At 48.7% G+C, this 25,583-nt stretch carries 25 protein-coding genes; 22 read left to right on the top strand and 3 right to left on the bottom strand.

The features are described 5' to 3' along the window. Nucleotides 1-55: 55 nt before the first annotated feature. From HOLDEFILI_RS03965 to HOLDEFILI_RS19140, 18 genes are all read left to right on the top strand, one after another. A complete protein-coding gene (locus HOLDEFILI_RS03965) occupies nucleotides 56-1,150 on the top strand; it encodes an SIS domain-containing protein (protein ID WP_039863852.1) in 1,095 nt (364 codons plus the stop codon). A gap of 9 nt (nucleotides 1,151-1,159) precedes the next feature. Then, on the top strand, nucleotides 1,160-1,630 hold the full coding sequence (locus tag HOLDEFILI_RS03960) for a PTS sugar transporter subunit IIB (protein WP_006058159.1): 471 nt from the start codon (nucleotides 1,160-1,162) through the stop codon (nucleotides 1,628-1,630). A gap of 14 nt (nucleotides 1,631-1,644) precedes the next feature. Further along, complete coding sequence (nagA, locus tag HOLDEFILI_RS03955; protein ID WP_006058158.1) at nucleotides 1,645-2,775, top strand: N-acetylglucosamine-6-phosphate deacetylase; 1,131 nt, start codon at nucleotides 1,645-1,647, stop codon at nucleotides 2,773-2,775. Nucleotides 2,776-2,921: 146 nt separating this feature from the next. Beyond that, nucleotides 2,922-3,668, top strand: a complete 747-nt coding sequence (locus HOLDEFILI_RS03950) for a GntR family transcriptional regulator (protein ID WP_006058157.1) — start codon at nucleotides 2,922-2,924, stop codon at nucleotides 3,666-3,668. Nucleotides 3,669-3,745: 77 nt separating this feature from the next. Continuing rightward, complete coding sequence (locus tag HOLDEFILI_RS19150) at nucleotides 3,746-4,402, top strand: hypothetical protein (RefSeq protein ID WP_006058156.1); 657 nt, start codon at nucleotides 3,746-3,748, stop codon at nucleotides 4,400-4,402. Nucleotides 4,403-4,640: 238 nt separating this feature from the next. Further along, nucleotides 4,641-5,591, top strand: coding sequence for a hypothetical protein (locus HOLDEFILI_RS03940; RefSeq protein ID WP_006058154.1), 951 nt, complete (start codon nucleotides 4,641-4,643; stop codon nucleotides 5,589-5,591). A gap of 6 nt (nucleotides 5,592-5,597) precedes the next feature. Then, a complete protein-coding gene (gene mnmG / locus HOLDEFILI_RS03935) occupies nucleotides 5,598-7,460 on the top strand; it encodes a tRNA uridine-5-carboxymethylaminomethyl(34) synthesis enzyme MnmG (RefSeq protein ID WP_006058153.1) in 1,863 nt (620 codons plus the stop codon). Between the two features lie 3 nt (nucleotides 7,461-7,463). Beyond that, on the top strand, nucleotides 7,464-8,093 hold the full coding sequence (locus HOLDEFILI_RS03930; RefSeq protein ID WP_006058152.1) for a hypothetical protein: 630 nt from the start codon (nucleotides 7,464-7,466) through the stop codon (nucleotides 8,091-8,093). A gap of 57 nt (nucleotides 8,094-8,150) precedes the next feature. Beyond that, the gene (locus HOLDEFILI_RS03925) at nucleotides 8,151-9,359 is read left to right on the top strand and encodes a glycoside hydrolase family 10-like protein (protein WP_039863849.1); all 1,209 of its coding nucleotides are present in this window, start codon (nucleotides 8,151-8,153) and stop codon (nucleotides 9,357-9,359) included. A 346-nt stretch (nucleotides 9,360-9,705) separates the two neighbouring features. Beyond that, nucleotides 9,706-10,191, top strand: coding sequence for a PTS sugar transporter subunit IIB (locus tag HOLDEFILI_RS03920; RefSeq protein ID WP_006058150.1), 486 nt, complete (start codon nucleotides 9,706-9,708; stop codon nucleotides 10,189-10,191). Between the two features lie 85 nt (nucleotides 10,192-10,276). Further along, nucleotides 10,277-11,269 carry an ROK family protein gene (locus tag HOLDEFILI_RS03915; RefSeq protein ID WP_039863846.1) on the top strand — a complete coding sequence of 331 codons (993 nt, stop codon included), beginning with the start codon at nucleotides 10,277-10,279 and terminating at the stop codon, nucleotides 11,267-11,269. 279 nt (nucleotides 11,270-11,548) lie between these two features. Then, the gene (locus HOLDEFILI_RS03910) at nucleotides 11,549-14,074 is read left to right on the top strand and encodes a ribonucleoside-diphosphate reductase subunit alpha (RefSeq protein ID WP_006058147.1); all 2,526 of its coding nucleotides are present in this window, start codon (nucleotides 11,549-11,551) and stop codon (nucleotides 14,072-14,074) included. A gap of 111 nt (nucleotides 14,075-14,185) precedes the next feature. After that, entirely contained in the window at nucleotides 14,186-15,232 is a 1,047-nt protein-coding gene (locus HOLDEFILI_RS03905) for a ribonucleotide-diphosphate reductase subunit beta (RefSeq protein ID WP_006058145.1), read from the top strand. Between the two features lie 132 nt (nucleotides 15,233-15,364). After that, nucleotides 15,365-15,721 (top strand): FMN-binding protein, encoded by a 357-nt coding sequence (locus HOLDEFILI_RS03900; RefSeq protein WP_006058144.1) that lies wholly within the window; start codon nucleotides 15,365-15,367, stop codon nucleotides 15,719-15,721. A 383-nt stretch (nucleotides 15,722-16,104) separates the two neighbouring features. After that, entirely contained in the window at nucleotides 16,105-16,575 is a 471-nt protein-coding gene (locus HOLDEFILI_RS03895; RefSeq protein ID WP_006058142.1) for a PTS sugar transporter subunit IIA, read from the top strand. Beyond that, nucleotides 16,572-17,408, top strand: coding sequence for a PRD domain-containing protein (locus HOLDEFILI_RS03890; RefSeq protein ID WP_006058141.1), 837 nt, complete (start codon nucleotides 16,572-16,574; stop codon nucleotides 17,406-17,408). Before HOLDEFILI_RS03895 ends, HOLDEFILI_RS03890 begins: the two co-directional genes overlap by 4 nt. Nucleotides 17,409-17,649: 241 nt before the next feature. Then, entirely contained in the window at nucleotides 17,650-19,014 is a 1,365-nt protein-coding gene (locus HOLDEFILI_RS19145; protein WP_006058139.1) for a PTS transporter subunit EIIC, read from the top strand. A gap of 3 nt (nucleotides 19,015-19,017) precedes the next feature. Further along, nucleotides 19,018-20,460: a glycoside hydrolase family 1 protein gene (locus HOLDEFILI_RS19140; protein WP_006058138.1), complete on the top strand. Its 1,443-nt coding sequence runs from the start codon at nucleotides 19,018-19,020 to the stop codon at nucleotides 20,458-20,460. A gap of 571 nt (nucleotides 20,461-21,031) precedes the next feature. On the opposite strand, the gene HOLDEFILI_RS03875 is transcribed toward HOLDEFILI_RS19140, so the two are convergent. The 3 genes from HOLDEFILI_RS03875 to HOLDEFILI_RS03865 all read right to left on the bottom strand — a co-directional run bounded on the left by HOLDEFILI_RS03875 (nucleotide 21,032) and on the right by HOLDEFILI_RS03865 (nucleotide 23,315). Beyond that, complete coding sequence (locus HOLDEFILI_RS03875; protein ID WP_006058136.1) at nucleotides 21,032-21,433, bottom strand: hypothetical protein; 402 nt, start codon at nucleotides 21,431-21,433, stop codon at nucleotides 21,032-21,034. Between the two features lie 34 nt (nucleotides 21,434-21,467). Beyond that, nucleotides 21,468-22,673 carry a helix-turn-helix domain-containing protein gene (locus tag HOLDEFILI_RS03870; protein ID WP_006058135.1) on the bottom strand — a complete coding sequence of 402 codons (1,206 nt, stop codon included), beginning with the start codon at nucleotides 22,671-22,673 and terminating at the stop codon, nucleotides 21,468-21,470. 405 nt (nucleotides 22,674-23,078) lie between these two features. Further along, nucleotides 23,079-23,315: a helix-turn-helix domain-containing protein gene (locus HOLDEFILI_RS03865; RefSeq protein ID WP_006058134.1), complete on the bottom strand. Its 237-nt coding sequence runs from the start codon at nucleotides 23,313-23,315 to the stop codon at nucleotides 23,079-23,081. A gap of 108 nt (nucleotides 23,316-23,423) precedes the next feature. Here HOLDEFILI_RS03865 and HOLDEFILI_RS03860 point away from each other — a divergent pair, with 108 nt between their 5' ends. From HOLDEFILI_RS03860 to HOLDEFILI_RS03845, 4 genes are all read left to right on the top strand, one after another. Continuing rightward, nucleotides 23,424-23,663, top strand: a complete 240-nt coding sequence (locus HOLDEFILI_RS03860; protein ID WP_006058133.1) for a helix-turn-helix transcriptional regulator — start codon at nucleotides 23,424-23,426, stop codon at nucleotides 23,661-23,663. 2 nt (nucleotides 23,664-23,665) lie between these two features. Continuing rightward, nucleotides 23,666-23,932: a helix-turn-helix domain-containing protein gene (locus tag HOLDEFILI_RS03855; RefSeq protein WP_006058132.1), complete on the top strand. Its 267-nt coding sequence runs from the start codon at nucleotides 23,666-23,668 to the stop codon at nucleotides 23,930-23,932. 387 nt (nucleotides 23,933-24,319) lie between these two features. Next, complete coding sequence (locus tag HOLDEFILI_RS03850; protein ID WP_006058130.1) at nucleotides 24,320-24,667, top strand: TIGR04076 family protein; 348 nt, start codon at nucleotides 24,320-24,322, stop codon at nucleotides 24,665-24,667. A gap of 11 nt (nucleotides 24,668-24,678) precedes the next feature. Then, entirely contained in the window at nucleotides 24,679-25,533 is an 855-nt protein-coding gene (locus tag HOLDEFILI_RS03845) for a MerR family transcriptional regulator (RefSeq protein WP_039863841.1), read from the top strand. Nucleotides 25,534-25,583 lie beyond the last annotated feature (50 nt).

Here is a 25,583-nt window from a genome sequence, read left to right as displayed (position 1 = left end):
CGAAAGTGATAAATGGCATAAGGCATCGGAAGTCTGTATGAAAGGAAATAAGTGTATGCAAGAATCAATGAGAAACTACATTATGGAAACACCTGATCAATGTCAGCAAAATATTATGCAGGCTGCAGAACTAACACAGATCATTACTGATGAATTTTGTAAACAAACGTACAAACGGATTCAAATCGTGGCTTCCGGGTCTTCCTATAATGCTGCTGTAACCGCGCGATATTTTATGGAAAAGACGCTAAAGTTGAAAGTAGAAGTTCTTACATCCTTTTCAACGCTGAATTATGAAACTATGTTTGACGCCGAGACCTTTTATATAGGTCTCGGCCAGAGTGGAAGAAGTACCAATACGAATGCCGCCATGCGGAAAATTATAGATCGCGGCTATTCGCTAATAGGCCTTACCGGAAATGTAGAAAGCGAAATGAAATGCAATTGCACTCAAATTTGTAATTGGGGTGTTGGTATCGAAAAAATCGGTTATGTCACAAAAGGTTATACCACAGCTGTTCTCTTTTTGATGCTGTTTGCAGTGGAAGCCGCACGAAAAACGAATCGTCTTCGATCACAAGAAGCGAATTCCATTTTAAAAGAAATGCTGAGTATGACAGAATGCATGAAAAAAGTAATTCATCAAACTGAAAGCTGGTATAAAGCCAATACAGCTGGACTTTTTACGGAGATGAATCGCATTCAGATCACTGGATATGGATCCAATCTGGGAGTTGCAATGGAAGGGGCTTTAAAAATAGAGGAAACGCTTGCTCGTGCAGCCACTGCTTATGAAATGGAAGAATATCTCCATGGACCTTGTTATGAAACAACGCCAGACCGTACAGTAATGATTATCGATGCGCCTGGATCCGCAAGCTCACGTGCATATCAGTTGTATCAGAAACTTTTTGCCCTGACCCCTAAAACGTATTTGATTACGACACGGAAATGTGAGGGAGAACATGTCCTCAGTCTTCCGTACCCAGTAAAGGAAGAATTATCGGTATTCATTAATATCATCCCCTTCCAACTTATTGCCGCGCTGGGCAGAGAACAGGGTGGAAATCCTTATGAAGATCGCTTTACTGTCTTTGGGGATGCGATGAGCACCAAATCACCACGGAAAGGCAATGAGGTTGGATTGTGAGGTAAGAGTATGGAAATAGTCAATGTCAGAATTGATTCAAGACTTATCCACGGACAGGTTGCTGCCATGTGGACCGGCGTTTTAAAGGCAACACGAATTATGGTCATCGACAATATGGTTGTGAAAAATGAAATGATGAAAAGAATGCTAAAAATGGCATGCCCAGGCGGCCTGAAACTCAGTATTCTTAATACGGAAACCGCTTCAGAAAATATTAAATCAAAATATCCGGAAGATCGCATTTTTGTGATCGTCAAACAACCAGAAACCCTTTTGGAGCTTGTTCAGTTCGGCTTTCCTCTGGAAGAAGTAACGGTCGGCAACATCAACAGCACCCGTGGTTCTCGCCAGATCCGAAAAACGATCTGCGTTACGCCGCAGGATGAAGAAGTTTTTCATACCTTGGCAGCCAAAGGAATTAAACTAACGGCACAAATGGTGCCGACTGAAGAAAAAACAGATCTGATGAAATTGTTATAGAGGAGAAAAAACGAATGTTAATTACAAGTGATAAGGTATGGATTGACGAGACGTTTATTCCAGCTACTTTAGAGGTGGAACAAGGAAGAATCAAATCGATCATTCTGGGAAAAGCTGCAGGCGCACTTGATTATGGAAATTTATCAATTATTCCAGGACTGATTGATATTCATACGCACGGATATCAAGGCAGCGGTGCGGCGGATGCGAATCCTGAGTTTCTTAGAAAATGGGCCGCGTATTATCCCCGGGAAGGCGTTACAACCTTTCTTCCCGGGATTAACGTTACAACCGAAGAAATGATAAAAAAATCACTGGAAGTAGTAGCGGATGTCATGGAAGAAAAAAATTGCGGAGCAGAAATTTATGGAAGTTTCCTTCAAGCTCCATTCATGGATCATAACTACTGCGGAACTTATAATAAGTTTTTGCTTCAGGCACCGACCGTAGAGCACGTTAAGGAATACATCGAATGCTCCCGGAATACGATTCGTACAATTAGTCTAGCTCCGGAAAATGATAAAGATCATGAAGTATTAAAATATTGTATAGCACAGGGGATTCAGGTGTGTCTGGGTTTCTCAAATTGTTCTTATGAGGAAGCTATGCAGGCGATTACCGAAGGGGCGCGCAACGTAATCCATTGCTTTAATTGTATGGGTCCTCTGCTCAGCCGCGAGCCCCATCTACCGATGGCAGGGTTATTGAATGATGAGGTTTTTTGTGAAGTCATGGCCGATGGTGTTCACGTCCATCCATCAGTGATGAGTCTGGTCGGTCGGATGAAAGGAAAAGACAAGCTGATTACAGTCACAGATTCCACGAGTTTAAAAGGCTTAAAAGCTGGAATCTATTCCGCTGAAGGGGGTGCAACACGAATTTGCGAGGATGGCGTAGCCCGCTTAATGAATGGTAAGATCGCAGGAAGCCTGAAACCGATGATTGAAAATATAAAAAATATGCAGCAACTTGGAGGTTTACCGCTGGTCACAGCGATCAATGCAGCAACGATTAATCCCGCAAAACTATTGAGGATTGATGATCAGAAAGGCTTGATCCGAGAAGGATATATTGCAGATCTGACAATTTATGATGAAACCTATCAAGTAATCCAAACCTATGTCCATGGTAAACCGATGATTTAAACTGCTTGAAAAATAAGTTAAAAACGCTTGATTAAAGAAATTGTAATAATTTTTATAATTATTGTGTTTCAAGAGTAAGTGTGGAAGAATAAAGTAAAGGTAAGAATTATTAAACGTATTTAAAAAGTGAAGCTGGGGTGGCTGAGATGACTAAGGATGAAAAGTATAAATATAAGCAGATTGAAAACTATATTTATGACGGTATCCGCAATTCCCAGTTTGCCGTAGATTCATTGCTTCCAACCCAGGAAGAACTTTGTCGTCAGTTTGATGTTAGTCGGACAACGGTGAACAGAGCGCTCAATGAGCTTGTTGATTGTGGTATCGTGGAAAAAATACAGGGCAGCGGATGTTATATTCGCACTCCCAAACTCAGCAAGCAAAGTAAACAGCGGATATTTATGTCATCGTTCAGTGAGGAATATGCTGGAATGGGATACAAAGTTACAACTAAACTGTTATTTTACACGATAAAAAAAATCGAAGAATTTAAGGACCCGAAATTAGCTAAAAGACTGGGGGCAAAGCCGCGGGATTATGTTCATTATTTTGAACGTCTTCGCTGCGGAAATCAGATTCCCTTCGCTTTACAATACAGCTATATTCTGGTAAAAGAAATCCCAACGCTGCCGATTTCCAACCTCGAAAAATCTTTCTATGCTTATGTAGAAAATGAATTGAAATTAGTCATGGGCGATGGAGAATCAGAATTGTCAGTGATCTTACCATCACCGACGATTGCAAAACTACTGGCAATTCCGGAAACTGAACCTGTTGTCAAAATAGCACATGTTTCATGTTTGAAAAACGGTTTGATTTTTGAATATGTCGATACCTATTCTCGATACGATAAGTTTACATTGTTATATACAAATAAACGGGATAAGGAATGAGACATATAAGAATAACTTTAAAGTTGAAGAAAGAAGAAATCTGAGGGAAAAATAAATTCTTAGAAGGAGAACTGTTTATGAATTTCATTATAATTCTGGGAATTGCCGGCTGCGGCGTTTTGCTTAACCGCGCTATTTTGATCTATTTGCGAAAGAAGTATACCCAACAACTAATTAAAGCGATTCAGAGTCGAAACGAAACAGAATATCAACGTTTGGTTTTTTCAAAGTCAGCGAGGATTTTAATGGAACCGAATGTCGTTAATCTGGCAAGAGCATCGCTCTATAGTCGACGAAAAGAGGATCAAGCGTGTCGAAAGATGTTGGAATCAATACGAAGACAGGAATTGTCTTTATCGCAGCAGGCTTTTTATTACACGCTTTATCTGAACTTAGTTCTTAAAGAAAATCATGAGTCTGAGTATTTGAAGCTGCAGAATGAACTGTTATCAATTTATAAGAAAACTGGGAATCCGGCGTTGAAATCAGCCTATCAAACCAGTGAATTAATGCGAAAACTTAATTTCAGATTTGATCCTTCAGTGATTGATGATTTAAAACGAGCGTTGCCGCAGGTTGAAGAAAAAGAAAGAAGGATGTTGCTGCTGTTGTTATCCCAGGCGTATCATGAAAATCATCAGGAAAAAATGGCAGAAATTTATCGGCATAAAGCGGAAGAAGAACTTCTGAAAATGAAAGAAGTACGAATGGCTAATCCGTTGTTTGATGAATAACCGTAAAATTTATTTACAAGATTCTTCGGCTAAAGTGAAAAGAAAAGGCAAGTCCAGTCGAAATGATAATGAACAGGCGCCTCTGATTAATCAGGGACGCCTGTTCTGTTTTCTTTCTCTGTTGTTCACTGTAATGACTCTGTTGAAAAATTCCTGCAACTTCCGGACTTGTTCAACTTTGTCTCCTTTTCACAGCACGTGGAAAATGGTAAAATAAAAGGCATAGAGGTGAGTTTTCATGGCATCCATCGCATACATTACAGACCGGAATATGATCGAATTTCATCGCCTGAACGGAAACCGGACGATGAATTTCTGGCGTCCCAGCAATTCCAAGAAATTTACGGATTTCAAGCCGGGTGACCTGTTGTTTTTTCTGGCGAAAGGCAGCGAGCGCGGGCGGCACCGCGAGAAGGGGATTGTGGGCTACGGTCGGTTTCAGAAAGCCCATACGCTCAGTTTTCGTCAGATGTGGAACGTCTACGGTACGGAAAACGGGTATGCCAGCGAGGATGAACTGTACGACGCGATCGTCAAGGTTTCTAAAAATAAGAAAATGCCGAAGCTGATGAACTGCCTGTATCTCACCGACGTTGTGTTTTTTCAAGCTCCGATTTATTTAAGCGAGATCGGTGTCGCCATCTCCAATAAAGTGGAAAGCTATATCTATCTCGATAAGGAAGACCCGCAGGCAACGTCCAAGGTGCTGAACAAAGCCAAGGAAACCGGCGTCGATATGTGGATGGCGGCGATGAGCGAAACTCTCAGCCAGAATTTCGATCTGGAAGAGGAACAGATCAAGCATCAGCTGTCGCAGATCATTGAAAAGGCCGGCGACTCCTTTTACACGGAAAGCGAGAAAAAGCGGCTGCGGCGGTTAGCCCGCCAAACCATCGACCAGAAGGCCGAAGAGAAAAAGATTACAGAGCTGATTAAAGGAAGCAAGACCGAATTGGTCTGTTATACGGGGGAAAGGATTGAAATCCTGATCCCATTCGTCTATACTTCAAAAGACTTCTATCGGAAGCTGCAGTATCTGATCGGCCATTGCGCGCTGATGAAGCTGGAGTTTTCCCGGTGGAGCGAATATCACATTCCGCTGCATTTTGAGATCGTCGGTGAAGAACCGCTGCCCGCTGAAATCACGCGGGCCATCGACGCTTTAAATCAGGGAGAAGAAAGGATTTGATCAAACATGCTGGATGTCATCGTTGTCGGCGGCGGTCATGCCGGAATTGAAGCGGCGCTGATTACAGCCCGCCTGGGATGCGAAACGGCGTTGATTTCGTTAAGTCTGGAAAACATCGGCAAGATGCCGTGCAATCCTTCGGTCGGCGGCCCGGCCAAAGGGATCGTCGTCCGGGAAATCGACGCGCTGGGCGGTCAGATGGGCATCACTGCCGATCAGACAGCTTTGCAATTTAAAATGTTGAATACCACGAAAGGCCCGGGCGTACAATCGCTGCGGGTGCAGTCCGATAAGCTCGCCTATGCCCGGCGGATGCAGGAAGAAATTCAGCGTCAGGAGCGGCTGCGGCTGATCCTGGGGATCTGCACCGGGATTCTCGTTGAAAACGGGAAAATTACCGGCATCACGATGGAGGACGGCCAGATCCTGGAAGCCCGGGCCGTTATTCTGACGACCGGTACCTATATGAGTTCCTCCGTTATGATCAGCAGTGAAGTCACGCCCAGCGGTCCGGATGGAGAACCCACCACGAACAAGCTCTCCGAATCACTGCGCCAGGCCGGCTTAAAAACCTTCCGGTTAAAGACCGGGACGCCGCCGCGGGTGCTGACGGAATCGATTGATTTCTCCAAAACGACACCGCAGCCCGGTACCGATCAGTTCGTCGCCTTTTCCACGACGACGCAGACGATTCGCAAGCCAGAGGATCAGAAGCTCTGTTATCTGACCTATACGACGCCTCAGACCCATGAGCTGATTCTGGCTAATTTGAAAAAGTCGAGCATGTATTCCGGCGTGGTCAAAGGCGTCGGCCCGCGCTACTGTCCTTCGATTGAGGATAAGCTCGTGCGCTTTTCCGATAAGCCGCGCCATCAGATTTTTTTGGAACCGGAATCAGAAGCGTTGGATACCACCTATGTCCAGGGTTTTTCCACCTCGCTGCCGCGGGATCTGCAGGAGTTGATGGTGCATTCGCTGCCGGGGCTGGAACACGCCGTGATCCGCAAATATGCCTACGCGATTGAATATGACGCGATCGACCCGCTTCAGCTGAAACCCTCGCTCGAAACGCTGGTGGTGGAAAATCTGTTTACAGCCGGTCAGATCAACGGCACCTCCGGATATGAGGAAGCCGCAGCGCAGGGGTTAATGGCCGGGATCAACGCGGTGCTCAAGCTGCGCAATCAACCGCCGCTAGTTCTGCGCCGGGATGAAGCTTACATCGGTGTGATGATCGACGATCTGGTCACCAAGGGCACGCAGGAACCTTACCGGCTGTTGACCTCCCGGGCGGAATTCCGGCTGCTGCTGCGGCACGACAATGCCGATCAGCGCCTGATGCGCTACGGCTATGAGCTGGGCAGCATCAGTGAGCCGCGCTGGCAGGATTATCAACACCGCCGCGCTCAGGTTGAACAACTCAAGGAACAGCTGAAAACCTGCCGTCTGACGCCGAAAAGTCCGATCCAGGACGCTTTAGAAGAGGTCGGCTATGCTGCTTTGACCGACGGGGTAAGCGCGGAGGAACTCGTCCGCCGTCCGCACATCACTGTGGCGATGCTAAAACCGGCGCTGGACTTTGATTTCGATCCCGCCGCGGCCGCGCAGGCAGAAATTGAGCTGAAATATGAAGGCTATATCAATAAAGCACGCAAGGAAGCGGAGAAAATGATGGCGATGGATCATGTCGTCCTGCCGGAAGACCTGGATTATGATCAGGTTCAACACCTTTCGTTGGAAGGCCGTCAGAAACTCAAGGCGATCCAGCCGCATACCCTGGGCCAGGCCTCCCGGATCTCCGGCGTGTCGCCGGCTGACGTCGCGATGCTCGCGATGGTTCTCGAACAACGTCACAGAAAGGAACAATAAACAATGAACTATGAAGAAGTGATTTCCCGCGTTCACGTTTACGGCTTAGAAGAAAGCGTACGCGGAAGCAAATATCCGATGGCGACCGATCTGAGTAAAGTCAGTGAGGACGTCACCCCGACCGTTGTCAAGCTTGCCACCAGCAAGCAGGGCGAAGGTCACGACAATTTTATGAACGGCATCATCGTGCAGATGGATCTGACGCTGACCAACAAAGCCTGGGTGGAAGCCGAGCGCTATCATTTCCTCGACTTCGTTTCAAGCCAGTCAACGATGCACCGGATTACGAAATTTGATCTGGACAGCGCATACATCGATTACGTCGATCCGCGGATGGTTCAGATCATGAAGGAAAAAGTCCAGGCCTACAACGACCTGCAGGCCCGGATGAAGGAAACGGAAGATCCGGCGGAAAAGCAGACTTTGCAGGCGGAGCTGAATGAACGCTACTTGCAGATTCTTTATTCCAATCCCTGCGGTTTCCGCATTACGGCCCGCATGACGACCAATTACCGTCAGCTCAAAACCATCTATCTGCAGCGCCGCACGCACCGGCTGCCGGAATGGCGGGCTTTCTGCGGCTGGATCGAAACGCTGCCGTGCAGCGAATTCATCACCGGCAAAACGGCCTGATTGATTTCATAAGCCGCCGGCGGCGCGCATAAAGTAAGGGTGAAGGAGAGCGAGCTTATGCACATAAAACGAATTCTGATCGCCGTCTTCGTGATCCTGCTGATCTTCGCCGGCTGTCATCCGCGCAAAAAGACCGGAACCATGGGCGAAGTCCGGGCAGCCTGGATTTCCTACATCGAATTGTCATCGATTCTGGATAACCGCAGCGAGACCGATTACATCCAAGGCGTCAAAACGATGCTGGAAAATCTGAAAGCGATGAACTTCAATACGGTCTATGTCCACGCGTCCGCCTTTACTGACGCTTATTATCCGTCGCAATACTATCCGACGGCGCAATACGTCGCCGGCCAGATCGGGCAGAATGTGGCTTATGATCCGTTCGGCCTGTTTGTTCAGCAAGCCCATGAAGCTGGCTTTCATATCGAGGCGTGGATCAATCCGATGCGCTCATTCCGCACGGATCAGGAAAGTCAGATTCCTGTCAGCTCGGTGATCGGCCAGTGGCTGAGCGATCCAACGATGCGCGGTACGCGGATTGTTGCGGAAGGCGACCGCTGGTATCTTAATCCCGCCTATCCTGAAGTCCGCGAGCTGATCTGCGCGGTGGCGAAAGAACTGGCGCAGAATTATCCGATCGACGGCCTGCACCTGGACGATTATTTCTATCCCGACGGCGTGAGTGAAAGCTTTGATCAGGTTGCTTATCAAGCTTATCGGCAAACAGGTGGGGAGCTGTCGCTGGGCGACTGGCGGCGGCAAAATATCAACGAGATGGTGGCCAGCCTGTACGCCACAGTGAAACAGGTGGACAAAACGATTCAGGTCGGCATCAGTCCGGCCGGCAATCTGGAATATTCCGTGGAAAGCATTTACGGCGATGTCCGTGAATGGGTCCGCCACGACGGCTATCTCGATTACATTCTCCCGCAGATTTATTTCGGTTATGAGCATGGCACACTGCCGTTTGATCAATGCCTGAAACAATGGGAAGACCTCACTCAAGGCACCTCGACCGAATTGATTGTGGGGCTGGCCGCTTATAAAATCAACACCGTGGACAACTATGCCAAAGATGGCAAATACGAGTGGCAGCAGCACGACGATATTCTGAAACGTCAGATTTTGGAACTGCGCGATCACGCGGCGGTGGCCGGGTTCTCCATCTTCAGCTACAATTCGCTGTTTCAGCCGGCGGCGGAAAATGCACAGCGGGTCAGCCAGGAACTGGAAAACCTTCAGGAACTGATGATCAAGACAAAATAATCAGGAATCACAAGAGAACGATCAGAAAGTACACCGAGGCAAGGCTTCGGTGTTTTTCGTTTGCTTAACAGAGTATGGTTTTGTTCTCATGACTTTTAACGGAGACCGAGGAAAGCAAGAGGAGAACGGATCTTTTCCGAGGGAAAGTGACGAAGATTTTCAGTATCTTTAGATCTTCCGTTTTGTGGATGGATTTCAGGAAAAAAGGGTATAAACCATAGGATTGACTATAATTAAAATACTTTTTAAAATTATTTTAAAATACGATTGACAAGAAATCAAATGCATTCTATTATTAAAATAGATTTAAAAAGTGTTTTAATAAATACTCAGGAGGAGAAAAAGAATGGAAATTGTAAACGCAAGAATTGACGAAAGAATGATTCATGGTCAGGTCGCCGCAATCTGGACAAACTTGTTGAACGCCACGCGGATTCTGGTCATCGACGATCAGGCGGCGCAGGATGACATCCAGAAAATGGCGCTGCGGATGGCCTGTCCGTCAACGGTTAAGCTCTCCATCCTCTCGGTGGAAAAAGCAGTTCAGCGGCTTCAGCAGGAAGCATATCCGCAGGATCGTCTGTTCATCGTTATGCGGGGCCCGGAAACTGCGAAACGAGTGCTGGAAGCCGGGTATTTCCTGCCCGTGATCAATGTCGGAAATATCTCGAATAAACTGGGCTCTGTGCGCATCATCCGCTCAGTCTGCATCACCGCCGAAGAAGCTCAGATATTCCGCGACATCGCTGCCAAAGGAGTTCGGATCACTGCCCAGACGGTACCGAGCGATGAATGCGCAGATTTTATCCCTTTGATTAACCGGGCTTTTTAAGCTTCGGCCCCATCCAACGTCAGAATTTAAAGAGAATATGATGATCATGAAAACCGCTGAAAAAGCGGGAATAAGGAGGATAATCATGGCAGACGCTACTGTTCTTAAAGAAATGAATCTCGGTAAGATCCGAGCGGTTCTGTGCAGCGGATGTTCGCTCAGTAAAACGGCGCTGGCGGACATTACCGGCCTGAGCTTTCCGACCGTCGGCAAGATTGTGGACGAAATGGTAAAAACCCGCGAACTCCAGGCAATGGGCATGCAGAGCTCGTCCGGCGGACGGTGCAGCCGGTTATATCAATACAATCCGGATTTCCGCAACGCGATCGCGCTGATTCTGGAAGGCCAGACCATCGACTGGTTTTTACTGGACAGCCTGGGGATGACGAAGAACCAGGGACATATTGACGTAGAAGCCGGCTTGCTGGAAACGATGGCGCTCCTTTTACAGACCGTACGCCGCAGCGAACCCTCGCTTTGCTGCTTCGTGCTGGGAATCGCCGCCAACATTGACGGCGCAATTGTCCAGCAGAGCTATGAATACCCGGAACTGAAAGGAATTAATATTCTCAAGGAACTGGAATGCGCCAGCGGATTAAAGGGCGCGGTAGGCAACGATATGGAATTCTCCGCGGAAGGCAGCTGGCAGCGTCTGCGTTTGAATGATAAAACGTCGCTGATCAGCTTCTATCTGGGAAAGTGCGGCTTTGGTTCCAGCTTCGTCTTCAATGGCAAAGCGCTTAAGGGCTCCCATAATTTGGCCGGCGAAATCGAATTGCTGCCATGGATCCACCAGGAAAAGCTGACGCAGGACATCTCTGCCAACACGCTTCCCGAATCCGTGCTGCAATGTATCCTGACTTATGCGCTGGTCGCGGATCCCGATATCATCCAGCTTTATTCACACCCGCTATTTCTGCAGAGCCAGCAGGAAATTGCCGACCGGCTGAAACAATGCTACAACAGTGATAAAATCCCGGCAGTTCGGGTGTCGGATCGTTTCCGGATGGATTATGAAATCGGTTTGAGCCGCCGGGCCTTAACGATGATGGCGGAATTGAAGGATGAATCCTGCTGAATCGCCGCCGGGCTGAAAATGAAGTGTTATTCCAAGAGGAACCGCTGAACCCTGCGGTTCTTTTTCTGTCCTCCAGGCTGCGAATTTAATCTTCCGTCTTTCATTTCACCACTGCCCCGGAAATCCCGGGCATATCTTTTCCTTTGCGCGGGCAACTTTTGTATAATAAGCACACCAACGCCTGAAGCGGAATGTCGGTTTCAATCAAGAAGAACGACATTTCCCGGCAGAAGATCCACAACCTGCCAGGCGGAACGTGTGAGAAAAAGGAGAATCAAAATGGAGATCATCAAACGAGATCAAAGCGTTCAAGCCTATGACCGCCGGAAAATCAGCCGGGCGGTGAGCGCGGCTTTTGCCAGCGTCGGCCATCCGCTGCCGGAAATGACAAAGGAAGCCATTCTCGATCAGGTTGAAGTCCAGATCCGCGGCGCGGCGGAAACGGCCCCGGTCAGCGTCGAACAAATTCAGGACTGGGTAGAACAGGCGTTAATGCGTCAGAATTGTTATGAAGAAGCCCGCCACTATATCCTGTACCGTCAGGAACATGCCAGGCTGCGCGATCAGATCGATCAGCTGCGCCGGATTATTCCGGATCCGGAAATCCTTGCGACCTGCCGTCAGCTGCAGCGTGACTTTTCCCAGCCGGCGATGTCGCTTGACGCGTTGATTCAAAAGGTTCAGGCTTTTTCCAAGGAAAAGATGAAACGCTCCCAACAGCTTGACAATCTCATCCGCGCCTGTGTCGAGCTGGTCAGTCAGGAAGCGCCCGATTGGGAAAAGGCCGCGGCCCGGTTTATGATGATCAAGCTGCGCCGTTCCGTCAGCCAGCGGATGGAGGCTCAGGGAATCCGCACGCTGGCGCAGAAGCTGCTTTATTTGGAAGCTCAGGGTCTGTTAAATAAAGACTTATCCGAGCATTACAGCTATAACGATTTAAACCGGCTGGAACAAGCGATCGACAATGAGCGCGATCAGCTGTTCAACGCCAGCGGCCTGGAATTGTTGATCAAACGCTACCTGATTCGCGATCACCAGGGTGAAGTTCTGGAACTGCCGCAGGAGATGTTCATGGGGATTGCGATGCACCTGGCGATTCCGGAAGGGAAAAACCGCGTCGAATGGGCGATCAAGATTTATGATGTTTTAAGTCAGCTCCAAGTCACGATGGCGACACCGACGCTGGCCAACGCCCGCAAACCCAAAGCCCAGCTGGCTTCGTGTTTTATCGACGTTGTTCCGGATTCCCTGAAGGGAATCTATAAGTCACTCGACAGCTTCGCGCAAATCTCCAAACAAGGCGGCGGGATGGGGCTGTACTTCGGCAAGGTTCGCGCTTCCGGCAGCGATATCCGTGGTTTTCAAGGCGCGGCGGGCGGCGTCCTGCGGTGGATCCGGCTGGTCAACGATACGGCGGTGGCCGTCGATCAGCTGGGCGTGCGGCAGGGCGCTGTCGCGGTTTATCTTGACTGCTGGCATAGGGATCTGCCGGAATTCCTTCAGATTCGCACCAATAACGGCGACGATCGGATGAAGGCGCACGACGTTTTCCCGGCGGTCTGTTATCCCGATCTGTTTTGGAGAATGGCGAAGGCAAGTCTGGATCAGAACTGGTATCTGATGGATCCCCATCAGATCCAGACTGTCAAAGGGTACGCATTGGAAGACTGCACCGGAGAGTTGTGGGAACAGCGCTATCAGGAATGCGTCGCTGATTCACGGATTGAAAAACGGGTGATTTTATTAAAAGACCTTGTTCGGCTGATTCTGAAATCAGCGGCGGAAACCGGCACGCCCTTTGTCTTTAACCGCGATCTTGTCAACGCGATGAATCCCAATGGTCACCGCGGCGTCATTTACTGCTCCAATTTATGCACGGAAATCGCGCAGAACATCGCGCCGGCCGGAGAGATCGAAACCCGAATGACCGAGATCGACGGGGAAATGGTGATCATCGAACAGGCGAAGGCCGGAGAGATGGTTGTCTGCAACCTCGCCTCGCTGAATCTGGGCCGGCTGAATACTGAAGATGAAGAAGAACTGCGGTCGGTCATCGAAGTGACCGTGCGGGCGCTCGACAATGTAATCGACCTCAACGCCTATCCGCTGCCGCAGGCGCAGCGCACCGCCAGTCGAAGCCGGGCGATCGGCTTGGGCGTCAGCGGTCTGCACCATTGGCTGGCGAAACGTTCGATCTTCTTCGAGTCTGAAGAACACCTGAACGCTGCCGACAAGCTGTTTGAAGCGATCAATTACAACGCGATCCGCGCCAGTCTGCAGCTGGCTCAGGAAAAAGGCCGGTATGCCGATTTCGAAGGCTCCGACTGGCAGACCGGCGCTTACTTTACCAAGCGCGGCTATACCTCCGACGCCTGGCAGACACTGGCTAAGGAAGTGGCGCGGTATGGGCTGCGCAACGGCTGGCTGCTGGCAATCGCGCCGACCAGCTCCACGTCGGTGATCGCCGGGACCAGCGCCGGCGTCGATCCGATTATGAACAAATTTTTCCTCGAGGAGAAAAAGGGCAGTATCATCGCCCGCGTTGCTCCCGAGCTCAACGAAAAGACCTATTGGTATTACAAGAAAGCGCATCAGATCGACCAGACCTGGGTTGTCCGGGCCGCCGGCGTCCGGCAGCGGCATATTGATCAGGCGCAGTCCGTTAATCTCTATATCACGACCGATTATTCCCTGCGGGATTTATTAAATCTGATGATCCTGGCCTGGGAGAAGGGCGTGAAGACCCTCTATTATGTTCGCAGTCAGTCATTGGAAGTCGAAGAATGCGAATCCTGTTCGGCTTAAGTCAGCGGCAGGTCTGGCTGAGGAAGCAACAGCCCCAGCGTCAATCAATCAAAAGAATACAGTCTGCGGCGTTCGCAGCTCGCTGTCCGTCATCAATCAAGGAGGAACCCCATGTCTGAATCACTCAAACGCAAAGCCCTGTTTAACGCCCAGGGCGATACCGATGTCCGCCGGCGCCGGATGATCAACGGCAACACGACCAACCTCAACGACTTCAACACGCTGAAATATGGCTGGGTGTCCGACTGGTACCGTCAGGCGATGAATAATTTCTGGATTCCCGAGGAAATCAATCTCGGCCAGGATCTCAAGGATTATCCCAAACTGGAACCAGCCGTCAAGACGGCGCTCGATAAAACACTGTCATTTCTGATCTTTCTTGACAGTATTCAGACGGCCAACCTGCCGAATATCGGCGAGGTGATCACGGCCAACGAAATCAATCTGTGCCTGACAATCCAGGCTTTTCAGGAAGCTGTTCATTCCCAGAGTTACAGCTACATGCTCGATTCTTTCTGTTCGCCGGATCAGCGCACGGAGATTCTGTATCAATGGAAGGAAGATCCGCGGTTATTGAAGCGCAATGAGTTTATCGGCGGGCTGTATAACGAATTCATTGAACAACGCACGCCGGTGCAGCTGATGAAAACCCTGATCGCGAATTACATTCTCGAAGGAATTTACTTCTACTCGGGATTCATGTTTTTTTACAACCTTGGTCGGATGGGCTTGATGCCAGGCTCAGTTCAGGAAATCCGTTATATCAATCGCGATGAAAACACTCATTTGTGGCTGTTCCGCAGCATGATTCTGGAACTGCGCAAGGAAGAACCGCAGCTGTTCACACCGGAACGGGAACAGCTTTACCGGGAGATGCTAAAGCAGGGCGTCGAGGAAGAAATCGAATGGGGCTGTGCGATCCTGGGCGATGAGATCCCGGGGCTGAACAAAACGATGATCCGCGATTATATCCGCTATCTCGGCAATCTGCGGGCCAAGGCGATTCATCTGGAAATTCTGTATCCGGGTGAAGAAGAAGAACCGGCATCCATGAAATGGGTCAGTCAGTATGCCAACGCCAACCTGATCAAAACGGATTTTTTTGAAGCTCGTTCCAGTGCCTATGCGAAAGCTTCCGCTCTCAAAGACGACCTGTAAGCCGCTTTCATCCTTATTTTAAGGCGATTTTTCACAAGAATGCGGCGTTCGGGAATTGACATTGGAAACCGGTGTTGATATGATTAAACTATCGACAACGTTCGATATTTTTGGAAGGAGAAAGAAATTAAGATGAAAAAGTTTTTAGCATTGGCTCTGGCCGGCATGATGGTTCTGTCCATGAGCGCTTGCGGAAGCAAGGATAAGGGCGGCGACGCTGCAGGCTACAAAGACGGCACATACACATCCACACAGAAGGGCAACAACGGCGACGTCACAGTCGAAGTGAAGATTGAAGGCGGCAAGATCACCAGCGTTACAACTCCGGAACAGGCAGAAACTGCAGGTCTGGGCGATGTAGCGATGGAAAAGGTCTGCGCGGCGATCGTCGAAGCAAACTCTGCGGAAGTCGATACGGTTTCCGGCGCAACGAATTCCTCTAACGCAGTTATCAAAGGCGTTACTGAGTGCTTAGATCAGGCGAAATAAGGAATTCTAAGGAACCTCACACACTTTCTCTAAAAGCGTGAACAACTGATTTGGAAAGTGAGGAAGATGGGCTGGATCTAATCCAGCTCTTTTTTTGTGCCAAGATTTTACAGAATCCCGAATTCTCCGAATGAAGGGGGATCTGGGATCAGACAGATTCGCTGCAGCCTTTGTCAAGGATGGCTTCCGAAAATGAGTCTTGGAATCAGAAAAGGGAAAAATTGACAAAAGAAATAAAATGAAAGCGCTTGACAAAAATCGTACTCAGGTGTAATTTTAAATTATCGTTAGACTGTAACTCGTAAGGGAGGCATAACTAACCAGAACATTTGTTTTGGTTATGGTTTGCCTCCCTTTTTTGTTGCATTAAAGGAGGTGTTAACATGTTGGGGCTATTCTCAAAAAAAGCGATGATTCTGGGTGCGCCCGCCGCCGGACAGCTGCTCGATATCACGCAGGTCAACGATCCCTTTTTCGCCAGTAAAAACCTGGGCGACGGCGTGGCGGTGATCCCGCAGTCGCAAACCGTCTGCGCCCCTTGCGACGGCCGGCTGGTCATGGTATTTGAAACACGCCATGCGTTCGGCATCCGCTGCGGGGAGGTGGAGGTGCTGGTTCATATCGGCATCGATACGGTGCAGATGCAGGGGCAGGGCTTTACCGCACTGAAAAAGGTAAACGACAGAGTCCGCCGGGGCGAACCCATCATCCGTTTCGACCGCGAGCGTTTAAGCGCTTATGATCTGACGGTGATGATGTTCGTGACTCAACCGCAGGCTTTACACTGGCAGAAGCATCTGGAAAACAGCCGGGTCGAGGCCGGCGATCGTGTGATGACAGGGGAACGCTTATGAAGCTGTTGAAAAAGATCAATAACAACTTTGCCTTAGCCGAAGATTCCAAGGGTGAACAAGTGATCGTCGAAGGCCGCGGCGTCGGGTTTCAGAAAATGCCATGCGAGCTGAACGATCTCTCGTCCATTTCCCGGACCTATTACGGTTTTAATTCTGAAACGATCCGGCTGATTCAAACGGTCAATCCGCAGATCTTACAGATTGCCGACCAGCTCTACAACGAAGCCGTTGATCAAATCCCGGCGGAACTGAATCCCAACCTGCCGTTTACCCTGGCCGATCATCTCGAATTCTGTATCGAAAGACTGAACAAGAACATCGAGCTGAAAATGCCGCTGACCTATGAACTGGAAAGCAGCTATCCGCTGGAAATGAAACTGGCGGAGAATGCGCTGGAACGAATTGAGGAACAACTGGGGATATGCCTGCCGGCGAGTGAGAAAGCCGGGATCGCCCTGAATATCATCAATTCCGAACTGACGGTCAAAGCGTCCAACACGCAGAAGGAAGAAGAATTAATCGCCGGCTGTACGCGGATTATCGAAGCACATCTGCATCAGACGATCCATCTGAATTCGTTCAATTACGTCCGGTTCGCGACGCACATGCGGTATCTGCTTCGGCGGATCAATGAAGGCGTAAGCGAGAATTGTTCTTATTCTCTCTATCAGACGATGCAGAAACAATACGCAAAGATTGCCGGGATCGTCAACGGGATGGCGGTTTATCTGGAGGTGAACGGCTATCCGGTCAGTGAGGAAGAAAAGTTTTATCTGATCCTGCATGTTCAGAGGTTATGCGACCGTGAACGTTGTCTGACAACTCAGCCTTAACCTTTTCGACGAAAGTTCCGGGGACGCCCGATCTTTCGGCAAGATGAAGTTTCATCAGAAATGAAATAAACCGGTTGCGTTCCTGATCGCCAACGAAGAAATTGCGAATCCGCGCAGGCATGCGCGAGCGGATTTCACAGAGAAGATATTCAAAGTTAGAAATATCAAAAAAAGATAGTCAGCAAGCTTGCCCAGAAAAAGCAAGAAACGAAGTCATTTCTATGTAAAGGAGATTTGGGGTATGACAAAAAATTACACAGCCTTAGCTGCCGAAATACTCAGCCATGTCGGAGGGAAGGAGAATATTTCCTTCGTCACGCATTGTGTTACACGCCTGCGCTTCACCGTCAAAGATAAAAACCAGGTACAGGCTGAAGCGATCGATAAGCTGCCATCCGTATTTGGTTCCAAGTGGAGCAACAACCAGTATCAGGTGATCATCGGCAACGAGGTCAACGACGTCTATGAAGCGATCTGCGAGGCCGGCGATCTCAAGCGGCAGGAAGGCATCGAAGAAAATCTCGATCGGGATCTGCCAAAGGAAAAGCGCGGACTGAAAGACCTGTTGGGAACGTTTATGGAAACGTTGTCTTCGATCTTCGCTCCGTTCATTCCGGCGATCGTCGCCTGCGGTCTGCTTCAGGGCATTCTGTATTCCATTCAGACGCTGGGACTAATCGATCCGGCCTCGGAAACGTATACTTTCTTCTTTACCTGTTCCCAAGCCGCGTTCTACTTTCTGCCTGTGCTGGTCGCTTTCTCGGCAGGCAAGCGTTTCAAATGCAATCCGTATTTAGCGGCAACCACGGCCGCGATCATCATGCATCCGACCTTCTCCGGCATGGCAGGGACCTCGGTGAAGCTGTTCGGCTTTCTGCCGATCACCTATGCCGGTTATGCGTCGACCGTGATTCCGGCAATCCTGATCGTTTATTTCCAGTCTTATGTCGAGCGCGCCTGCAAGCGTGTAGTTCCGAAGATGATCGATATCATCGTCACGCCGCTGGTTTCCGTCATGCTTTCCGCCGTCGTTGGCTGGATGGTTCTGGCGCCGATTGGCAACTGGATCGGCACCTTTGTCGCCCAGGGCATCCTCTGGCTGTATACGTCGTTAGGCCCGGTTGGCGGCGCTTTGTGTGGCGCGCTGTACCCGTTCATGTTGATGACCGGCATGCAGGTGGCGATGTCGCCGATCACGGTGCAGAATCTGGCGACGCTCGGCTACGATTTCATCTATCCCTGCACCGCGGCGTCAAATGCGGCGATGGCGGTCTGCGCGTTGTTCATTTTCTGGAAGGCGAAGAAGGAAGAAACGAAATCGCTGGGCTTATCAACCGGCGTTACCGCACTGATCGGCGTCACAGAACCCGTCATGTTCGGCTTGATTATGAAATATAAGAAAGCGTTGTGGGCCACGGTGATCGGCGGGGCGGCCGGCGGCGCGATCATGGGCGCGTTCACGGTTCAGTATCTGTCGTTTGGCTTCGTTCCGTTTGGCACGATCGTACTGGCGATGACGGAAACCTTCCCGTGGTACATGCTGGGCGTCGGCGTTTCGATGGTTGTGACCTGGATCGCCATGAGTCTGTTGAAATTTGAGGAGTAAACGATGAAACAGTTCAGAAATGATTTTCTCTGGGGCGGCGCCACCGCCGCCAATCAGGTGGAAGGGGCTTATCTGGAAGATGGAAAAGGGATCAGCGTCGCGGATGTTGTCACATCTGGCTCGCATACCTCACCCCGCCGGATTGCACTGGATCAAAACGAAGCTTATCACTATCCGTCGCACACCGCGGTTGATTTCTATCATCACTACAAGGAGGACATCGCGCTGTTCGCTGAAATGGGATTTAAGGCCTACCGGATGTCGATTTCCTGGGCGCGCATCTATCCCAACGGCGACGATGCAGCTCCCAATCCCAAAGGGCTGGAATTCTATCATCACGTCTTTGCGGAATTAAAGAAATACAACATTGAACCGGTGGTTACTCTCTCGCACAGCGATATTCCGCTGGCGATTGCGTTGAAATATCATGGCTGGATCAATAAACAGGTGATTGATCTGTATGTCCGCTATGCGCTCACGCTGTTTGAAAATTATAAGGATGAAGTCCGCTACTGGATTCCCTTCAACGAGATCAACGACATGTTTCTGCCGATGAGCGCGCTGGGGCAGGGTGCTTTGATCGATCCGCAGGCCCAGTTCATTCATCAACAGAAAGACGATCCTGACGAACGCTTCAACGCCTTGAACAACATGATGATCGCCTCAGCCAGAGCGGTGGTCCGCGGCCGTCAGATCAACCCGGACTTTCACTTCGGTACGATGATCTGCCACATCACCCGCTATCCGCGAACCTGTCATCCCGAGGATGTGCTGCTCGTATTGAAGAATGATTTGTTCTATAACAATACCTGCGCGGACGTGATGTTGAAGGGCGAATACCCGTTTTACGCATTGAATGAATTTGAAAAACGCGGCGTGCGGCTGCAGCTGAATGAGGAAGAAAAAGCGATCCTGAAAGAAGGCGTCTGCGATTATTACACCTTCTCCTATTATCAAAGTATTTCAGAAAGCACTCAGGAATTCAGCGAAGAAACCAGCGGCAACATCATGGGCGGCATCAAGAATCCTTATTTGCAGGAAACGGCATGGAACTGGCCGATCGATCCGGTCGGTCTGCGTACAACCTTGTTAAAGGTATATGATCGTTACCGGGTGCCGATCATGATTACAGAAAATGGGATCGGCTGCGTGGATCAACTGAGTGCCGATGGAAAAATTCATGATGATTACCGCATCGCTTATTTGCGGGATCACATCCTGGAGATGAACAAAGCGGTGGACGACGGTGTGGATCTGATTGGTTACATGGCCTGGGGTTGTCTGGATTTGATCAGCGTGTCAACCGGCGAAATGAAAAAGCGCTATGGTTTTATCTATGTTGACCGGGATGATGAAGGCCGCGGCAGCTATGCCCGGATCAAAAAGGATTCCTTCGCCTGGTACCAACAAGTCATAGCTTCCAACGGAAGACAGCTGGATTTTTAAAGTGTTTCCGTTATTTTGATTCACAATCTCCATCTCTTTCCGCCTGTGCCGTGATGGATAATGCCGGATTCAGGACTCCCTTAAAAGGAAATCGTATCGGCGATATTCTCCAACGAAATAGAAGTTTCATAGAGCATGAGAGAGGAATTGCGTTGTAGTCTTCCCGAGAATTTAATCCGTTTAGCATCGATTCACAATACTAAAAAATGTGCTTTTTTCTATCGAAATCCGCACATTTTTTTATTTCTTTTGAGCTATCAGTCACAGCTTTTTCTCGTAAGGTTATCGTTTCCCTTAAATGAATGCTGATTTTAAGGGAAATGACGTGGATTTAAGGGCATTTATTTTAATCGAAAGCAGCAGGCCGACTTTCCTGCGCCCTCCCGTGCAAGTTCGCCGGAAGTTACCAGCTTGCGCAAAGAACCTTCGAAGGAACTCGCGTACAGAGATGGGTACAGTTCTTGGATGTCCTGCTTGGTAAATCTTCATTTTATTTTGGAATGTTCGCTGTCAGAGAAAAAAGCTCATCAGTCAGGGGATTAAAGCAATAAGCAAGCAAAGCATTAAACTGTCAGATATCCATGTTCCGGATGGTTTCAATGATCAGCGCGTTGCTTTGAAGACAAGTTAAAATTGCCAGGAAGGTTTCGATCGGATCTTCCATTTGGCGGGCGTCCAGCCGGGCGGCGACTTCAATCGAGGGTTCCGTTCCTGCTTTCATCTCCGTTAAATAAACTTCCTCAATGATTTCCTGGATTTTATCGTTCATCTTTTGTAATTGATCGAAGGCATACAGGAAAAAGACCGAGGTCGGTTTCTTGTTTTTAAAGAATCGCCGAAACTCGGGATATTTATCTTCCGGATCCTCCCACGCTTGATTGATCCGATTTTGCAGATCCTGTTTGATTTCATCGACACTCACCTGATTGTCCTGAGCCAGCTGTTCCAGCAGATCTTGTACTTCTTCCGGCATCTTCGTATCCTTCTTTCTTCCTGAATTCCTGGATTTAATTTTTGTGTGCAATTTGATTTTGGTAATACACGGCTTTTGAATAATTGTTCTTGCGAATATAAGATTCGCATAACAAGTCTGTGATGAATTTGGCGGAAAGGTCGTTGCCTACTTTGAGCGCGAACTTTTGAAACTGGATCAATAGACGCTGCAGTCCCGCTTCATCCTGCGCTAGTGTCAAATGGACGATCGCGATAAACTGCGAGGCAAACGGATCATTTTTATCCGGCGTACAGCTTTGAATCAAGACTTCCGCTTCCTGGGGACGATTCAGTTTGATGAAGGCCCAGGCCTGCAGAGCGCGATGGAAATCATTCAATTCGACGGAAGAACTATATTGAGCGCAGTAGCGTTGGACATCTTCATAGCGCTTTGCCAGAATACAGGTGAAAAGAATATTATGAAGGACCTGTTGACGCTGGTAAAGCGGAATCTTGATGATCGTCTGATCGAGAATGGAACAGGAAATTTCCAGCGCTTCCTCCATCATCCCGTTTTCCGAATACAAAACAGCCTCGAAAGATTTACTGAAAATCAAGCGGAGATAATTCTGTTCATCGAGAAAGGCGCGCTGCGCTTTGAGGTTGTGCTTGTCAGCCAGAAAATGATTATTTTCCCGGGCATAACAGATCGCCAGATTGTAATGAGCGATCGAAGTTACGGATTCTCTCTCCTTCATCCCCAAAACTTTCAACATGGACTCCTTAAACAAATCGCTGCGGCTGTTCGCAAAGGACATCCCCAGATACAAATAATAAATCTGAAGCAGCTCCGGAGTAAACAATTTTACGCATTTTTTCAGAATCTCCCGTGTTTCTTTCATCGCCCCGTTATTTTTATTCAAGACCTGTGCAATAAAGGTTGTCAGCATCCACTTTAGCGCAAGCTCGGACTCCATGAGAACAGCCTCGGATTTAGTCAGCTGATCGATTAGTTCTTTGACCCGGGTCTGGTCGTAATACGCCGCCGCGTTGATCAAGTCGTCCATCATTCTGTCGTATTTCTGAACCTGCCGGTTATTTTTCTTGATCTCAACTCCCAGCTGGCGCAGGATCTTCGAGGTGATCGCCGGATCGACTTCCTTCCCGGACTCGATCTGACTTAAATAACTGGCTGTGATATTGCATTCATGGGCTAACGCCGCCGCTTTAATTCCTTTTTTCAGACGGGTTATCCTTATTAAAGCGTTGACTTGTTTCATTCGCTCTCCTTTACTGTAAATTCTATAAAAACGACACAGGGAAGCGCCGTGTTTTAAACCATCTTTATTAAGCGGGTTTCCTTGTTTAATCTGAGTTCGGATAATATAATTTTTGTATCAAGTACTTGAAAAGAGAGGAGTAATCAACCATGAAGTCAATTTACTTATCTGTTTTATCAGGTACTTTTCCGTTATTTGATTTTTACCAGTTCTTAGGGATCTAAGCCAACAACAGAAGCAGGATGATTTCACTTCGCTTCCTTAAACGCTCGCTGGGATTGGAAAACGAAACAGATATTCAATTCCGGGATAGTAAGTGAGGAAGAGGAGAAGAGGGTCATCCTCTTTTCTTTTACTTTCTTTTGGATACAGACAGAGGAACGGACGGCATCCGGGGCTGTGATTTTATGTCAGCGGGGTCTGGCCGTGCTGCAGGAAGTCGACGATCTGATCCCAATCGTAACCCAATGCGGTTAAGATCATGAAATAATCAGGAACCGGGCAGTTTCCGCCTTGTTCCAGGCTGTTCAACTCTTCAATTCTAATTTTAGTAATACGGGAAAGGGCTTCGATTGTCATGCCTTTGTCAATCCGGATTTGGCGCACAGCGGAACCGACATCCGGGAACTCTTTGTTTTCCATAAGTTAGCACATAACCTCCAAACCAATTTTATCATGCGGCTAGTTATAATAAAAGCAGGAATTGGAAGTTATTGACTAATTCAGGGTGGATGCAAAGGTAGCGATGGCATGAAATTGAACGAGGCAACGCTTAAGAGAATCGATGAACTTCGCGCGCAACGGGGCTGGACATATTATGAGCTGGCCAAGGTGAGCGGTGTCAGCAAGAATACATTTTACAATTATAAGCGGGAGCCGGATAAGTATCTGACGCTTCATACTTGTTGTAAGATTTTAGGCGCGTTCGATATGTCGTTTAGTCAGTTCTTCGACAGTGAGTTATTCGATAATTTAGAGGATGGACTATAACGATGAAATTTAGTGAAGCATTACGAATCAGAATTAAAGAGTTATGCGGGGAATATCACATGAATCCAAGCGGGCTGAGTCAGAAGGCCTGCGGCAACAGCACGATTTCCAGCTTTATGTCAAAGGATCAGGAAACGTTGTATATGCCGACGATTTATAGTATCTGCCTGGCGCTGAATCTTTCGCTCAAAGAGTTCTTCGATTCTCAATGCTTCGACGATATTGATGAAATCAACGAGATCCGCAATCAGTATCAAAAGCCGGAATAAAGGAAAGCGCGGGTCTTGAGCGTTCAGTTTCATTTCTGATGATTGCCGGCGAAGAACGAAGACCGTGAAATAATCGCTTTAAAATCAAAGCGAACCCGGCAGAGATTTTGTCGCATCAGTCAATAAATCCGCAGGGTAGGACAAAGACGGCCTGCGGATCCAGATTTTTAGAATTTTGTATGATTGAAATAGACGCTTGCCATTCAGACAAGGGTTTTTTTATTTTTGTCCGATTCATTTCGTAAACATCAAGAACTGGAAAACAAAAGAATCGCGACAGAAACCGAAATGAAAGTTGCTTCCTTTTGATGAAGCCAAAACGCAGAATCTCATGAATCCGCAAGGATGAATATGCTACAATGAGAAAGACAAAGGCAGGGATAAACGATGAAGAAATGCAGAATTACCGTGATGAAAGTGATAGAACATACCGACTTGATGGAACGCTATGAAAATCCGATGCTCCATGCCTGCGATCTGCGGGAAGGCCAGGTCTTCATCGCCAACGGCTGGGAAAAGCCGGAGGGCTTATGTGATAGCGCTTGGTCAAGCCTCTCAGCGTTCGTAATGACGCTGGCGCACGGCGGGGAAAATCTTTACGAAGGCTGGATGAAAAATCCCCGCTCTGCGATGATCTCCTGCAATGACGGTTTCCGGCCGGTCAGCTTTTATATTGAAGCGCTCAAGGAAGACGCCGATCCGGTTCCCACCCAGGGAATAACGGGGAACCGATGAGGAGAAGGACGATGAAAAATAGAATCAATGCCGACCAGGAAAAAACACGGAATTTTCACCAGTATACCGTAGGGGAAATGGCGGGTCTGTTGTCGATGAGTGCGCCGACGATCCGATTCTATGACAGCCAGGGCGCTGTTGTTCCCCATCGCGACGAAGATAATCAATACCGAAAGTATACCGTGGTGGATGGCAACTACCTGATCAAGATGAAGGAACTGAAGAACGTCGGGGCCTCGCTGCAGGACTCGGTCCGGTTGTTGAACGACGTGGATCTGGAGGAATACTGCGCCGGTTTCCGTCAGCTGGAACAGGCTGAACAAAAACGGATCGAGCGGCAACAGCTTCTGCTGCAGGGATTCCAGCGGAAAATCACGTTGATCGAAAGTCTGGAAACCGAGCTGAATCAAATTACGCTGGGTATGCGGCCAGCTCTCTGGCGGATGGATCATCAGATCGAGGATCAATTTCGGGCACAGAAAGCAGCCGTCACCGCGCGGGCTAACTGGACTGACTGGATGCCGGCAGCGGATCTGTCCTTCCTGTTTTCAGCCGGGGATCCGGAGCATGCGCTGCATTGGGGATTCGCGATGGAAGCACCGCTGGCCGAGGCGCTGGAGCTGGACAAGCAGGACAGCGTCTACTACCCCGCCGTGCCGTGCGTCCGGATGGTATTCTGTACGCATAACGAAGTGTTCCTGCGCTATGAAAACCTTCAACCCGCTCTCAGCTATCTTGAAAAACACGCGTTCGCGTTGGCCGGGGACATTCTTGGCCGCAGTATCGCGCGGGTAATGGGGAAGGATAATACCATAATTCACTACTATGACGTGTGGCTGCCGATCAAAGATCGGGAAATTCTCTGACCTTCAGCGCTTGACCTTCAACCTTATATAACGCTTATACTTTGTCCAAC

Origin of the sequence: Holdemania filiformis DSM 12042 (assembly GCF_000157995.1) — a bacterium.
GTDB classification, from domain to species: domain Bacteria; phylum Bacillota_I; class Bacilli_A; order Erysipelotrichales; family Erysipelotrichaceae; genus Holdemania; species Holdemania filiformis.
Note: the sequence above shows the minus strand (reverse complement) of the source record. Positions and strands in the feature narration are given on the sequence as shown.

Coding starts and splice junctions, on each gene's coding strand:
- HOLDEFILI_RS03965 (WP_039863852.1), top strand. CDS start 56: ATGCAAGAATCAATGAGAAACTACATTATGGAAACACCTGATCAATGT.
- HOLDEFILI_RS03960 (WP_006058159.1), top strand. CDS start 1,160: ATGGAAATAGTCAATGTCAGAATTGATTCAAGACTTATCCACGGACAG.
- nagA (WP_006058158.1), top strand. CDS start 1,645: ATGTTAATTACAAGTGATAAGGTATGGATTGACGAGACGTTTATTCCA.
- HOLDEFILI_RS03950 (WP_006058157.1), top strand. CDS start 2,922: ATGACTAAGGATGAAAAGTATAAATATAAGCAGATTGAAAACTATATT.
- HOLDEFILI_RS19150 (WP_006058156.1), top strand. CDS start 3,746: ATGAATTTCATTATAATTCTGGGAATTGCCGGCTGCGGCGTTTTGCTT.
- HOLDEFILI_RS03940 (WP_006058154.1), top strand. CDS start 4,641: ATGGCATCCATCGCATACATTACAGACCGGAATATGATCGAATTTCAT.
- mnmG (WP_006058153.1), top strand. CDS start 5,598: ATGCTGGATGTCATCGTTGTCGGCGGCGGTCATGCCGGAATTGAAGCG.
- HOLDEFILI_RS03930 (WP_006058152.1), top strand. CDS start 7,464: ATGAACTATGAAGAAGTGATTTCCCGCGTTCACGTTTACGGCTTAGAA.
- HOLDEFILI_RS03925 (WP_039863849.1), top strand. CDS start 8,151: ATGCACATAAAACGAATTCTGATCGCCGTCTTCGTGATCCTGCTGATC.
- HOLDEFILI_RS03920 (WP_006058150.1), top strand. CDS start 9,706: ATGGAAATTGTAAACGCAAGAATTGACGAAAGAATGATTCATGGTCAG.
- HOLDEFILI_RS03915 (WP_039863846.1), top strand. CDS start 10,277: ATGGCAGACGCTACTGTTCTTAAAGAAATGAATCTCGGTAAGATCCGA.
- HOLDEFILI_RS03910 (WP_006058147.1), top strand. CDS start 11,549: ATGGAGATCATCAAACGAGATCAAAGCGTTCAAGCCTATGACCGCCGG.
- HOLDEFILI_RS03905 (WP_006058145.1), top strand. CDS start 14,186: ATGTCTGAATCACTCAAACGCAAAGCCCTGTTTAACGCCCAGGGCGAT.
- HOLDEFILI_RS03900 (WP_006058144.1), top strand. CDS start 15,365: ATGAAAAAGTTTTTAGCATTGGCTCTGGCCGGCATGATGGTTCTGTCC.
- HOLDEFILI_RS03895 (WP_006058142.1), top strand. CDS start 16,105: ATGTTGGGGCTATTCTCAAAAAAAGCGATGATTCTGGGTGCGCCCGCC.
- HOLDEFILI_RS03890 (WP_006058141.1), top strand. CDS start 16,572: ATGAAGCTGTTGAAAAAGATCAATAACAACTTTGCCTTAGCCGAAGAT.
- HOLDEFILI_RS19145 (WP_006058139.1), top strand. CDS start 17,650: ATGACAAAAAATTACACAGCCTTAGCTGCCGAAATACTCAGCCATGTC.
- HOLDEFILI_RS19140 (WP_006058138.1), top strand. CDS start 19,018: ATGAAACAGTTCAGAAATGATTTTCTCTGGGGCGGCGCCACCGCCGCC.
- HOLDEFILI_RS03875 (WP_006058136.1), bottom strand. CDS start 21,433: ATGCCGGAAGAAGTACAAGATCTGCTGGAACAGCTGGCTCAGGACAAT.
- HOLDEFILI_RS03870 (WP_006058135.1), bottom strand. CDS start 22,673: ATGAAACAAGTCAACGCTTTAATAAGGATAACCCGTCTGAAAAAAGGA.
- HOLDEFILI_RS03865 (WP_006058134.1), bottom strand. CDS start 23,315: ATGGAAAACAAAGAGTTCCCGGATGTCGGTTCCGCTGTGCGCCAAATC.
- HOLDEFILI_RS03860 (WP_006058133.1), top strand. CDS start 23,424: ATGAAATTGAACGAGGCAACGCTTAAGAGAATCGATGAACTTCGCGCG.
- HOLDEFILI_RS03855 (WP_006058132.1), top strand. CDS start 23,666: ATGAAATTTAGTGAAGCATTACGAATCAGAATTAAAGAGTTATGCGGG.
- HOLDEFILI_RS03850 (WP_006058130.1), top strand. CDS start 24,320: ATGAAGAAATGCAGAATTACCGTGATGAAAGTGATAGAACATACCGAC.
- HOLDEFILI_RS03845 (WP_039863841.1), top strand. CDS start 24,679: ATGAAAAATAGAATCAATGCCGACCAGGAAAAAACACGGAATTTTCAC.